The following is an 11,952-nucleotide window of genomic DNA, read 5'->3' as shown; positions in this document are numbered from 1 at the left end:
CTCGAATCAATACCATCAGTAATAGATAGATCGTAGGCGGTTAGCGTCAGGATTACCATAAGAAACAAGGGTAAGAAGCCAAAGGATGTCCTCATCCTCTGGCAAAGGTGCGAAATTAGTCGAGTTTTACGCCAAGACGATGTGCAACGGCTTCATAGGCTTCGATCAGGCCACCCAGACTCTGGCGGAAACGGTCTTTATCCATTTTATCCAGCGTTTCTTTATCCCACAGGCGGCTACCGTCCGGTGAGAACTCATCGCCCAGCACCACTTCACCCTTGTAAAGACCGAACTCAAGCTTGAAATCGACCAGAATCAGACCCGCGTCATCAAACAGCTTTTTCAGGACGTCGTTCGCTTTGTAGGTCAGTTCCTGCATGCGCGCCAGATTCTCTTTGCTAACCCAGTTGAAGGTTTCACAGTAAGATTCATTGATCATCGGGTCGTGCATTTCGTCGTTTTTCAGGAACAGATCAAACAGCGGCGGGTTGAGTTCAATGCCTTCTTCAATGCCAAGACGCTTCACCAGGGAGCCTGCTGCACGGTTACGGATCACGCATTCAACCGGAACCATATCCAGTTTTTTCACCAGACATTCCGTATCAGACAACAACGCTTCCATCTGAGTCGGGATACCCGCTTCTGCCAGCTTGCTCATAATGAAGTGGTTGAACTTATTGTTCACCATGCCTTTACGATCGAACTGCTCAATGCGTGCGCCATCCCCTGCTGACGTATCATTGCGGAACTCGAGCACCAACAGATCCGGGTTTTCGGTGCTGTATACGGTCTTCGCTTTGCCACGATACAACTCAGCTTGCTTCTGCATCTTCATTACTCCTGGTGTGATGATTTGTGTTCAAAACTAGGGATATTATGCCACGCACACGTTTGCGTAGCACGAAAATAAAAAGGGCTGGATTTACCAGCCCTCTTATTTATTTGCTGAATGCAGCCTGGAAGACCGCGACCAGCGCATCGTTCTGCGACTGGGTCAGCGTGTGACCTTTAGGATCGATAAACTGCAGACTGCTGCGGTTATCGAGGTCACCGACCTGAATTTTATAATCGCCCGAGGTCAGACCCGGGTCAGCAGCACCCAGTTCTTGCCATGCACTATCAGACAGCGGTTTGTAGGTGGCCGTGATGCTGCCCGTAGAACGGGTGCTGTCGGTCACTTTCATGCCCGCTTTTTCAAGCGTTGCTGGCAAACGCTGCCAGGTCTGGTTGAACGGTGCGCGCACCACCAGCATTGGCAAACCGGTATCGTCAGCGGCGGTTTGTACGTCAAAGGTGACGCCGCTACGATTTTGGGTGGCATTCGCCGCGTCGGTCGCATTTTTATCGAGACCCGCTGCCAGCACGTTCAGCATTTCGGTGCTGTAGCGCTGTAACGAGGAAGCATCCGCGACAGGCTTGCCAGCTTGTTCCAGGTTCAGCAGTTTAACGCTCACCGCCTGCTGATAACCCTGCGGTTTCACAGAGACTTGATAACGACCACGGTACTGCTGATCTTCATCCAGACGGTTCCATTCAATCCAGTCGGTTGTTAACGTCTGGCTAGCGTCGTCGCGCTTATCAATCGTGTAATTCTTAGACTGAATCACGCTCACGACCTGTGGCCACAGGGTATTGTTGCGGCCGTTTTCAACCAGCAGCGTTGCAGTGTCACCCGTGAACTGAGTACGAGCACCGCTAACCAGCGCCAGAGGCTGAGCCGGTGGGCGAATATCAAGTGCCTTACCCACGGAGCCACTGCCATTGGTGACAGGAATGTTGTAATCGCCGTTTTGAATCGGCAGGATCATGCCAGCTGGCGCATGAAGTTCAGCAAGCGGGGTGGCATCCAGATAGGATTCATCACCGCTCACCTGGCGCTTGTAGCGCGAGTCTGAACTACAGGCAGCGAGCATCATAATAAGCGAAACACCCGCAACCTTCGCCAGGTGCGACTTCTGTACTGAGTAAGCCATCAAATCTCCCTAAACTCTACAGCAAACCGGCATGCTTCAGCGCCCCGGCAACCACATCACGACCATGGTCGGTAATCGGGGTCATCGGCAGACGCAGCGTATCGGTTGCTACAAGTCCCAACTCCATACATGCCCATTTCACTGGGATCGGATTGGGTTCGACAAATAATTTATTGTGCAGCGGCATCAGACGCTGGTTAATCACGCGAGCTTCGTCGAAATGACCCGCCGCCGCCAGTTTGCACATTTCAGCCATATCACGCGCCGCAACGTTTGAGGTGACGGAAATCACCCCATGGCCACCAAGCTGCATAAAGTCCAGCGAGGTCGCATCATCGCCGCTCAGCAGGATAAAGTCATCTGAAACCAGCTCTTTGATCTGATGAACACGACTTAAGTTCCCGGTCGCCTCTTTAATCCCGATAATATTTTTAACTTTCGAGAGACGGCCTACGGTTTCCGGCAGCATATCGCAGCCGGTACGCGACGGCACATTATACAGAATTTGAGGCAAGTCAGTATGTTCTGCGATGGCTTTGAAATGCTGGAACAGACCTTCCTGCGTCGGACGGTTGTAGTAAGGCGTTACCGTCAGGCAACCGACAATCCCGCTATTATTGAAACGCTGCGTCAGGCTGATGGCTTCTGCGGTAGCATTTGCACCCGTACCGGCAATGACAGGAATGCGTCCGTCAGCCAGTTCCACGGTCATCATCACAACGTCGCCGTGTTCGTCGTGGCTCAGTGTGGCAGATTCTCCGGTAGTCCCTACCGAAACGATCGCCGCAGTCCCGTTGGCGACATGGTAATCAATCAGTTTTTTCAGGCTTGACCGGCAGATATTACCTTTCTCATCCATCGGCGTAACAAGCGCAACAATACTTCCCGTGAACATGGGCCATCCTCTGTGCAAACAAGATTCTCAATGGTACGTTTGGAACTGTAATAAAAGCAAGCGACGTAAGGCGTCCAGGCTGTTGTATGCCGGTTTTTTTTATGCTTTCCTTAGAACACTTAACCACGCAAAGGAAGAACAGGTTTGATAACCTCATCACAACATTACCTGGTAATCACTGCGCTGGGTGCCGACAGAGCCGGTATTGTGAACACTATCACCCGCCACGTCAGCAGTTGCGGCTGCAATATCGAAGACAGCCGACTGGCGATGCTGGGCGATGAGTTCACGTTTATCATGCTACTTTCCGGGACATGGAATGCGATCACGCTCATCGAATCGACCTTGCCGCTAAAAGGCGCAGAGCTGGATTTGCTGATCGTGATGAAACGCACGACGGCCCACCCGCGCCCGCCTATGCCGGTCACGGTTTGGGTGCAGGTAGAAGTCACCGACTCCCCGCATTTGATTGAACGTTTTACCGCTCTTTTTGATAGTCACGAAATGAATATTGCGGAGCTGGTCTCCCGCACACAGCCAGGCGATGGTGAAATTACCCCTAAACTTTTTATTCAGATAACCGCCCACAGTCCGGCTTCGCGCGATCCGTCAATTATTGAACAAGCGTTCAAAGCCCTATGTACAGAACTGAATGCACAAGGCAGTATAAACGTCGTAAATTATTCGCAGCATGAACAGGATGGAGTTGAGTAATGAATCCACTGAAAGCCGGTGACATCGCACCGAAATTTAGCCTGCCGGATCAAGACGGCGAGCAAGTAAATTTGGCCGACTTCCAGGGACAGCGTGTACTGGTCTATTTCTACCCGAAAGCCATGACGCCAGGCTGTACCGTACAAGCTTGCGGTTTACGCGATAACATGGACGATTTGAAAAAAGCGGGCGTTGACGTGCTGGGTATCAGCACCGACAAGTCAGAAAAACTGTCTCGTTTCTCTGAGAAAGAGGTGCTGAACTTTACGCTGCTCTCGGATGAGGACCATCAGGTCTGTGAGCAATTTGGCGTCTGGGGCGAAAAGTCCTTTATGGGCAAAACCTACGACGGCATCCACCGTATCAGCTTCCTGATTGATGCGGAGGGTAAAATTGAACACGTCTTTGATGATTTCAAAACCAGCAATCACCACGACGTGGTGCTGAACTGGCTGAAAGAGAACGCCTGATAAAAAGCAAAACGGCAACATCGGTTGCCGTTTTGGTCTTTGCGCCCTCTCCCGTGGGAAAGGGTTAGCGCATCAGTCCACGCAAATCTACTTCTCTTCGACCGCTGGCACGTCCGGCCAGGCGTGAACCACTGCTTTGATAAGCGTCGCAAGCGGAATCGCAAAGAACACGCCCCAAAAGCCCCACAGCCCACCAAAAATCACCACCGACAGAATAATCACCAGCGGATGTAAATTCACCGCTTCAGAAAACAGTACCGGCACCAGGAGGTTGCCATCCAGCCCCTGAATAATCAGGTACACCGCAAAGCAGCTCCAGAACTCCGTTCCCAGGCCAAACTGGAACAGCGCCACCCCAATCACCGGAATCGTCACCACAAACGCGCCGATATACGGGATCAATACTGAGAAGCCCACCAGTACCGCCAGCAGCAGTGAATAATTCAGCCCGAAAATCAGGAAGCCAATCCAGGTCGCAACACCCACCACGATCATCTCCAGCACCTTGCCGCGGATGTAGTTGGTAATCTGCTGGTTCATCTCTTTCCAGACCTGCCCTGCCAGACCGCGATTACGCGGCAAAATACGGCGAACCGCATTTAGCATCTGCTCTTTATCCTTCACCAGGAAGAAGACCATTAGCGGAACCAGTACCAGGTAAACGGCCAGCGTCAGTAACCCAACGAGCGAGGCGAGGGAGTATTTCACCACCGAGTCGCCCATCGTCATGATGCGAGCGCGCATGTTCTCCGCCATTGCATCAATGATGCCTGCATCCATCAATGCCGGATAACGACGGGGCAACGTGGCAGCAAAATCGGACAGTTTATTCAACATGCCGGGCATATCGCGGATCAGGTAAATCCCCTGCTGCCAGGCAACGGGCATGACGACGAATGACATGAGCAGCAAAATGCCGACAAACAGCACCAGCACAATACTGGTTGCCCAGCGTCGTGAGCAGCCGATATTTTCGAGCCGTACGGTCGGCCATTCAAGAAGGTAAGCCAGAACAATCGCCACCAGCAGCGGGGCTAACAGGCCACTGAAGAAGAACAGGATACAGAATACCGCGACCAGAATGACCAGCAAAGCAATGGCCTCGGGATCGCTGAAGCGTCGCCGATACCACTGCATTAACATTTCGAGCATGTAACCCTTCCCTGAAGAGGATGACGGGACTAAGGGGGTGAAGTGTATCTAACTGTCACACAAAAGACTTTCGCTTTTTGTCTCTCTGTAACGTTTCGCAAAAGCCAGATGAATGGGATTTTCTTCGCGCCTCAACACAGCTACACTCCGAGAGCAGGAGAAGATGAACGATATGCGGGTACGTTGGTCAAATTAGCACATCCAAAATACAGGGCAGAGGCTATGTTCAGGCAGTTGAAAAAAACTCTGATGGCGACGCTTATCGCCGCGCTGACCGTGGGTCAGGTCTTGCCAGCTTTCGCTGACTCGGCGGATACCTTGCCTGATATGGGCACCTCAGCAGGAAGCACGCTCTCCATCGGACAAGAAATGCAGATGGGTGATTTCTACGTTCGCCAGCTTCGCGGTAGCGCACCGTTGATTAACGATCCCCTTCTGGTGCAATACATTAATGCTCTTGGGATGCGCCTCGTCGCTCACGCCGATTCGGTAAAGACCCCTTTCCATTTCTTTTTAATCAACAACGACGAAATCAACGCCTTCGCCTTCTTTGGCGGTAACGTCGTGCTGCATTCGGCGCTATTCCGCTATTCCGATAACGAAAGCCAGCTGGCCTCGGTGATGGCGCACGAAATATCCCACGTTACCCAGCGCCATCTGGCACGTGCGATGGAAGATCAAAAACGCAATGCGCCGCTCACCTGGGTGGGTGCTTTGGGCTCCATTTTGCTGGCGATGGCGAGCCCGCAGGCTGGTATGGCGGCCCTCACCGGTACGCTGGCGGGCACGCGTCAGGGCATGATCAGCTTTACCCAGCAGAACGAACAGGAAGCAGACCGTATCGGTATTCAGGTTCTTCAGCGCTCCGGATTTGACCCGCAGGCGATGCCGACCTTCCTGGAGAAACTCCTCGACCAGGCGCGCTACTCAACGCGTCCACCGGAAATCCTGTTAACCCACCCCTTGCCAGAAAGCCGTCTCTCGGATGCGCGTAACCGTGCCAACCAGATGCGTCCGGTGGTAGTGCAATCTTCGCAGGATTTCTACATGGCGAAGGTCAGAACGCTCGGCATGTACAACTCTGGGCGTAATCAGCTCACCAACGATCTGCTCGACGGTCTGGCGAAAGGCAACATTCGCGAGCAGAACGCAGCGCAGTATGGCCGCGCGCTACAGGCGATGGAAGCCAGCAAATATGATGAGGCGCGCAAAGCGCTGCAACCGCTGCTGACTGCTGATGCCAATAACCCGTGGTATCTGGATTTATTTACCGATATCGATCTGGGTCAGAAAAAGACAACCGAGGCAATCAATCGTCTGAAAGGGGCAAAAGATCTGCGCACCAACCCGGTGTTGCAGCTCAACCTGGCGAATGCTTACTTACAAGGCGGTCAGCCAAGAGACGCCGCGAACATTCTTAATCGTTATACCTTCGACCATAAAGACGATCCTAACGGGTGGGATTTACTGGCTCAGACCGAAGCTCAACTCGGCAATCGCGATCAGGAACTTGCCGCGCGTGCGGAAGGTTACGCCCTGGTGGGTCGTCTGGATCAGTCCATTTCACTGTTGAGTAGCGCCAGTTCGCAGGTGAAACTGGGCAGCCTGCAACAGGCCCGATACGATGCGCGTATCGATCAGCTGCGTTCCATGCAGCAGCGGTTCAAGCCGTACGAAAAGATGTAACAAGGAGATAGTCATGTCAGATGCGGTAAAAATTTATCACAACCCTCGCTGCTCCAAGAGCCGCGACACGCTTAGCCTGCTGAAATCAAACGGCATCGAACCGGAAGTGGTGCTGTATCTTGAAACCCCGCCGGATGCGCCAACGCTTCGCCAGCTTCTGAGCATGTTAGGCATGGTCAGCGCACGCGAACTGATGCGCCAGAAAGAAGAGCTGTATACCTCACTCAATCTTGACGACAGCCATCTGACGGAAGATGAGCTGATTCAGGCAATGGTTGAAAATCCCAAGCTGATTGAACGCCCGATCGTGGTGGCTTACGGTCAGGCACGCATTGGCCGCCCGCCGGAAGACGTGCTCGACATTCTGAACTAATCTTTACGCCGCAGCGCCTCCAAAAAGGCCTGCGGCGTGCTGCCTCCCAGTTTTTTTTGCGTTTTCCCCTGGTTGAACATATCGCATATCTTCTCAATGACCTTACCGACAGGCTCAGACTTCATCCGTGGAATGATTTCCGCCAGCGGTACGACGACCTGCATCACGAGTGGCTTTATCTGATTCGTTTTCAAAACGATGCCGGCCCCAACATATGGCAGCTCAAAGCCGAAAGTCTCAATAGATTGTATATCGACAGGACACGCATTTAGCAGTTCATCCGTCCAGTTCACCACCAGTTGCGGTGATATCCCCGCGTAAAGCCGGGCAAAGCACCAGCCGCTGACAGGCTCACGCGCCCACAGAAAATGTTGCTGACCGCCGTCGTCCATGTGCAGCGAAAGCGGAAGGTGGTGCAACTCAAGATGAGTCGGTTGCAGGCCCGCCTTTAACGCTTTAACCCCAGTTATCGGCGCGCCCTGCCGCTGCGTCACGGCCGTTTTCAGATAACGGTTTAACGTGGCGCGAGAGACGTTAATGCCTAAGCCTTCATTGACCAGCAGCAAGAGTTCATCCAGCGGTGCGCCAGTGGTGTCACGCAGCGCATTGATTAGCGCCACCTGTTCTTGTCTCATCGCTTTGTGTATCACCTTCGGCGTGGTGTGGTTATCCGAAACCTGCACACGATGACGCCAGCGCCTGACGGTGGTTACCGATATCCCTAGCTCCAGCGCAAGCTCTCTGTCGCTTTTATCAGACTGCTGAAGGTAGCGACGTACGCGCGGTGTGGTGGTGGCGTTAGCATGCAGTTTAATTTCCATCGCAAGGTTTCCCGATCGTTTTCTTATAACCAATCTGATGAGATTTATATTCACACCGTGAGTGCATTGTGACCTGTTTCACCTTTCAGTCGTCACGCTTCACTGATAATCCACACTCATAACATAAACAACGTCACTCAATCTTGTACGGAGTTCACAATGAACAATGTTCTGGGATTTCTTGAAGCAAAACTGATGCCTCTGGCGGCCAAAACGGCTCAACAGCGTCATCTGGGCGCCATCCGTGGGGCGTACGTCTCATTCATGCCGTTTATTATCGTCGGCTCGATCCTGCTGGTTATCTCCTCGTTCCCTAATCAGACCTACCAGCAGTTTATGTCTCAGGCTTTTGGTGAGAGCTGGAGCGCGATTATCGAGATCCCGTTCAATGCGGTGTTCTCAACAATGTCTCTGTTCATTAGTTTCCTGGTGGCATTCCGGCTGGCGGAGCATTACGGCGAGGATCGCATCTCGTGCGGGATTCTGTCGCTGGTGAGCTTCCTGATCCTGACACCCTTTATCAAGGTCGCCGAGAACGGCGGTATCACGGTAATACCGGTGGAATGGATTGGCAGTAAAGGACTGTTTGTGGCGATGATTGGCTCATTGTTGTGGACGGAATTATTCTGCTGGCTGAAGCGCAAAAAACTGGTGATCAAGATGCCTGAAGGCGTGCCTCCGGCGGTACAGGAATCCTTTGCCGCGCTGATCCCCGCTCTGCTAATTATGATTCTGGTGCTGGCAATCCGTATCGCATTTGAAAATACCCAATACCACACCATTCATCAGTTCATTTATGAAGTGGTCGCCACTCCGGTACGTCATTACGGCACCTCCTATTTCGGCGCGCTGATGACGGTCTTCAGCATCACCATTTTGTGGTCAGTGGGTATTAACTCCGGTTCAATGATTAACGGCATTATTCGTCCGCTGTGGATGGAAAACTAGACCGACAACATTGCCGCTATCCAGGCCGGTGTGACGCCGCCCCACATTATTACCGAGCAGTTTTTTGACATGATCTGGATGGGCGGCGCGGGGGCGACGTTGTCGCTGGTGATTGCGATGCTGATTTTTGCCCGCAGCAAGAACATGCGTGAAGTAGCACGACTCGGCGCGGGGGCTTCGGTGTTTAACATCAATGAACCGATTCTGTTTGGTCTGCCGGTTATTATGAATCCGATCATGCTGATCCCGTTCAACCTCGTGCCGCTGGTGCTGGTAACGGTACAGTACGCGGCGATGAAACTGGGTGCCGTTGCGGTGACAACGGGCGTATTTATTCCCTGGACGTTACCGCCGGTTATCAGCGGCTTTATCGTGACCGGGCACATTAGCGGCAGCGTCATGCAACTTCTTAACCTGCTGATCGGCGCAATGCTTTATCTGCCCTTCATGCGCATTCTCGATAAACAGTATCGCGCCGCGGAGATTGCCACCGCGACACCAACCCAAACCACGCTGGCAAAACAGGAGTAAACCATGTGGGGAATTATCGCAACCTGGCGAATGGCGCTGGAAGGCGTGACCGAGTCCGCGTCCGCGTTAGACGCAGGGAAGCCGGTTTCATCGGCGGTGGTCGATGCTGTCGCCACCGTAGAAGACTTCCCGTTTTATAAGTCGGTCGGCTACGGTGGGCTGCCCACCGAAAATGGCGAGGTGGAGCTGGATGCCGCCTATATGGATGGCGACACGCTGGCCTTTGGCGCAGTGGGCAATCTGGTGGACATTGCAAACCCTGTGCGCGTGGCGCATGCGCTCAGCCGCCAGCGTTACAACAGCCTGCTGGTCGGCCAGGGCGCACGAGAATGGGCGCTGAGCCAAGGCTTTGAAGACAAAGCGATGCTCACGGAGCGCGCCCTACAGTATTACCGCAAGCGCTGTCGCGAGACGCTGGATAGAGGCCTAAGCCCTTATGACGGGCACGACACCGTCGGTGTCATTGGGCTTGATAAGCAGGGGTCAATGAGCGTGGCGACCTCCACCAGCGGCCTGTTTATGAAAAAGCGCGGGCGCATTGGCGATTCACCGATTATCGGTTCCGGCTTTTACTGCGACAGCGAAACCGGTGCCGCCACCGCAACCGGCGTAGGTGAAGACCTGATGAAAGGCTGCACCAGCTATGAGATTGTACGCCGCATGGCTCAGGGCATGACGCCGCAGCAGGCGGCAGATTCCGTGGTATTTGAGCTGGAAGACAAGCTCATGTCGCGCTTTGGACGCGTGGGCGATCTCTCCGTCGTGTGTATGAATAACAAAGGCGAGTTTGGCGCAGCAACCAATATCAAAACCTTCTCGTTCGTGGTGGCTACCGCACGCCAGCCGCTTACCGTTTATCGTACGGAACGCCTGCGGGAGAAAACCCACTATCACGCCGTCGATGAAGCGTGGATGCAGGCCTACGCCGCACGGATCCGCGCGCCGATAGAGGAACAATAATGATCGCGTATCAGCTTATTACCGCCCTTTCGAAGGCCAATGCAAACAGCCATTTAATTGCTCGGCCCTCCTGCGCCCAGTTGCCGGATACCGCATTAATCAGCGAAATGCGCCAGCTGAACGGCGTGGCGGACACCCGCTTCGGCTGCGCGCCATTTGCTCGCATCACCTTGCTGCCAGACGTGCTCTGGCAGGACAGTCTGACCGATGATGTCGTCAATGCCATCCGCCCGCTTCTTGCCTCACCGGCCAGCGAGGAAGTGGTGATTGATATCACTCATATCACGGACACCGTCGTTTTTCAGGTACTGCGTTTTCTGTTTAATCAGGCCTGGCAACTCAGTGACTTACAGTTGAAAAAAACCGACGAGAGTGCCATTCGTCTTCGCCGCATCACCGCGCTGTGCCTGCCTGAGGAGGTCGATCGGTTAGAGACAATCTTCCGCCAACAGCAGGCGATCGCTAATGGGATGATTGCCGCACGGCGTCTGGCCGATCTCCCTTCCGATCGTTGTACGCCGCAGTTTGTGGTCGAAGCGGCGCAGACAATGTGTGCCGCCTTCCCCGCCCTGCGCTGCGAAATCCTTGATGAGCAGCAGATCGTTGAGCAAGGATTGGGGCTACTCCACGCCGTTGGCAAAGGCGCCACCTGTCCACCGCGCCTGCTGGCGATTCATTACGATGGAATTCTCGACGGTCCGGTGCGTTGCTACGTCGGTAAAGGCATAACGTTTGATACTGGCGGCCTGTGGCTAAAAGAAGGCGCGGGTATGTACACCATGAAATACGATATGTGTGGTGCCGCTAACGTGCTGGGAATGTTGTTGACCGTGGCAGAGCTGGGTCTGCCGGTGCGGATAATGGGTGTGCTGGCGCTGGCTGAAAATGCCATCGGCCCCGATGCCATGCAGCCGGGAACGGTCGCGCGCGCCTGCAATGGCCTGACGGTAGAAATCAATAATACCGATGCAGAAGGACGACTGGTGCTGGCCGACGCGATTGCCTGGACCAGCCAGCGTCATCCGCAGGCGCGTTACATTATCGATATGGCGACGCTTACCGGGGCGGTAGTAAAAGCTTTAGGCTATGAGCTGAGCGGATTAATGACGCAAAATGAACCACTGCGTCAGGCCTTAACCGATGCAGGAAAACAAAGCGGTGACGAAGTGTGGTCGCTGCCGCTTGACGTAAGGCTAAAAAAACAGACCCATAGCGCAATTGCCGATTTGTGTAATACACCGACGAATAACGCCGCAATCAGCGCCTCTGCGGCCTGGCTGCTACACCATTTCTGCCCGCCTTCCATTCCCTGGGCGCACCTGGATATTAGCGGGACGGCGTTATGGCGCGAAAATGGCAGAAGCGTGGCGTCGGGCAGGCCGATTCCGCTTTTGGTTGAACATTTGCTGGGTGAACTGGCGCGATGACG

The 11,952-nt window shown here is 53.8% G+C and carries 11 protein-coding genes and 1 pseudogene; 7 read left to right on the top strand and 5 right to left on the bottom strand.

Annotated features, from left to right (window positions below; all coding sequences use genetic code 11):
* Positions 1 to 115 precede the first annotated feature (115 nt).
* From purC to dapA, 3 genes are all read right to left on the bottom strand, one after another.
* A complete protein-coding gene (purC, locus tag AC6EMZ_RS06595; protein ID WP_498401636.1) occupies positions 116 to 829 on the bottom strand; it encodes a phosphoribosylaminoimidazolesuccinocarboxamide synthase in 714 nt (237 codons plus the stop codon).
* A gap of 109 nt (positions 830 to 938) precedes the next feature.
* Positions 939 to 1,973 carry an outer membrane protein assembly factor BamC gene (gene bamC, locus AC6EMZ_RS06590; RefSeq protein WP_498401635.1) on the bottom strand — a complete coding sequence of 345 codons (1,035 nt, stop codon included), beginning with the start codon at positions 1,971 to 1,973 and terminating at the stop codon, positions 939 to 941.
* Positions 1,974 to 1,989: 16 nt separating this feature from the next.
* The gene (gene dapA, locus AC6EMZ_RS06585) at positions 1,990 to 2,868 is read right to left on the bottom strand and encodes a 4-hydroxy-tetrahydrodipicolinate synthase (protein ID WP_498401634.1); all 879 of its coding nucleotides are present in this window, start codon (positions 2,866 to 2,868) and stop codon (positions 1,990 to 1,992) included.
* Positions 2,869 to 3,012: 144 nt separating this feature from the next.
* On the opposite strand from dapA, the gene AC6EMZ_RS06580 reads away from it, so the two are divergent.
* Together AC6EMZ_RS06580 and bcp are read left to right on the top strand one after the other, a co-directional pair.
* Complete coding sequence (locus AC6EMZ_RS06580; protein ID WP_498401633.1) at positions 3,013 to 3,582, top strand: glycine cleavage system transcriptional repressor; 570 nt, start codon at positions 3,013 to 3,015, stop codon at positions 3,580 to 3,582.
* Entirely contained in the window at positions 3,582 to 4,052 is a 471-nt protein-coding gene (bcp, locus tag AC6EMZ_RS06575; RefSeq protein ID WP_498401631.1) for a thioredoxin-dependent thiol peroxidase, read from the top strand. The genes AC6EMZ_RS06580 and bcp overlap by 1 nt, the downstream gene beginning before the upstream one ends.
* A gap of 87 nt (positions 4,053 to 4,139) precedes the next feature.
* Here bcp and AC6EMZ_RS06570 read toward each other — a convergent pair whose 3' ends face one another.
* Positions 4,140 to 5,204, bottom strand: coding sequence for an AI-2E family transporter (locus AC6EMZ_RS06570; protein ID WP_498401630.1), 1,065 nt, complete (start codon positions 5,202 to 5,204; stop codon positions 4,140 to 4,142).
* A 222-nt stretch (positions 5,205 to 5,426) separates the two neighbouring features.
* Between AC6EMZ_RS06570 and bepA the strand changes: the two genes are divergently transcribed.
* Together bepA and arsC are read left to right on the top strand one after the other, a co-directional pair.
* On the top strand, positions 5,427 to 6,890 hold the full coding sequence (gene bepA / locus AC6EMZ_RS06565) for a beta-barrel assembly-enhancing protease (RefSeq protein ID WP_498401629.1): 1,464 nt from the start codon (positions 5,427 to 5,429) through the stop codon (positions 6,888 to 6,890).
* 13 nt (positions 6,891 to 6,903) lie between these two features.
* Positions 6,904 to 7,263: an arsenate reductase (glutaredoxin) gene (gene arsC / locus AC6EMZ_RS06560; protein ID WP_498401628.1), complete on the top strand. Its 360-nt coding sequence runs from the start codon at positions 6,904 to 6,906 to the stop codon at positions 7,261 to 7,263.
* On the opposite strand, the gene AC6EMZ_RS06555 is transcribed toward arsC, so the two are convergent.
* Positions 7,260 to 8,084, bottom strand: coding sequence for a transposase family protein (locus AC6EMZ_RS06555; protein WP_498401627.1), 825 nt, complete (start codon positions 8,082 to 8,084; stop codon positions 7,260 to 7,262). The two genes, arsC and AC6EMZ_RS06555, sit on opposite strands and share 4 nt — an antisense overlap.
* Before the next feature lie 159 nt (positions 8,085 to 8,243).
* Between AC6EMZ_RS06555 and celB the strand changes: the two are divergent.
* The 3 genes and pseudogenes from celB to AC6EMZ_RS06540 all read left to right on the top strand — a co-directional run bounded on the left by celB (position 8,244) and on the right by AC6EMZ_RS06540 (position 11,950).
* Positions 8,244 to 9,563, top strand: a pseudogene (celB, locus tag AC6EMZ_RS06550) (PTS cellobiose transporter subunit IIC).
* Positions 9,564 to 9,566: 3 nt separating this feature from the next.
* Entirely contained in the window at positions 9,567 to 10,523 is a 957-nt protein-coding gene (locus AC6EMZ_RS06545) for a glycosylasparaginase (protein ID WP_498401626.1), read from the top strand.
* Positions 10,523 to 11,950 carry a leucyl aminopeptidase family protein gene (locus AC6EMZ_RS06540; RefSeq protein WP_498401625.1) on the top strand — a complete coding sequence of 476 codons (1,428 nt, stop codon included), beginning with the start codon at positions 10,523 to 10,525 and terminating at the stop codon, positions 11,948 to 11,950. Before AC6EMZ_RS06545 ends, AC6EMZ_RS06540 begins: the two co-directional genes overlap by 1 nt.
* The last annotated feature ends 2 nt before the right edge of the window (positions 11,951 to 11,952 follow it).

The organism is Enterobacter sp. SCRI0065 (assembly GCF_059766475.1).
The sequence above is the reverse complement of the archived record's forward strand: the minus strand, read 5'-3'. Positions and strand labels throughout refer to the sequence as shown.

Excerpts from the sequence above, each read along its gene's own strand:
- purC (WP_498401636.1), bottom strand. The coding sequence starts at position 829 with ATGCAGAAGCAAGCTGAGTTGTATCGTGGCAAAGCGAAGACCGTATAC.
- bamC (WP_498401635.1), bottom strand. The coding sequence starts at position 1,973 with ATGGCTTACTCAGTACAGAAGTCGCACCTGGCGAAGGTTGCGGGTGTT.
- dapA (WP_498401634.1), bottom strand. The coding sequence starts at position 2,868 with ATGTTCACGGGAAGTATTGTTGCGCTTGTTACGCCGATGGATGAGAAA.
- bcp (WP_498401631.1), top strand. The coding sequence starts at position 3,582 with ATGAATCCACTGAAAGCCGGTGACATCGCACCGAAATTTAGCCTGCCG.
- AC6EMZ_RS06570 (WP_498401630.1), bottom strand. The coding sequence starts at position 5,204 with ATGCTCGAAATGTTAATGCAGTGGTATCGGCGACGCTTCAGCGATCCC.
- bepA (WP_498401629.1), top strand. The coding sequence starts at position 5,427 with ATGTTCAGGCAGTTGAAAAAAACTCTGATGGCGACGCTTATCGCCGCG.
- arsC (WP_498401628.1), top strand. The coding sequence starts at position 6,904 with ATGTCAGATGCGGTAAAAATTTATCACAACCCTCGCTGCTCCAAGAGC.
- AC6EMZ_RS06555 (WP_498401627.1), bottom strand. The coding sequence starts at position 8,084 with ATGGAAATTAAACTGCATGCTAACGCCACCACCACACCGCGCGTACGT.
- AC6EMZ_RS06545 (WP_498401626.1), top strand. The coding sequence starts at position 9,567 with ATGTGGGGAATTATCGCAACCTGGCGAATGGCGCTGGAAGGCGTGACC.
- AC6EMZ_RS06540 (WP_498401625.1), top strand. The coding sequence starts at position 10,523 with ATGATCGCGTATCAGCTTATTACCGCCCTTTCGAAGGCCAATGCAAAC.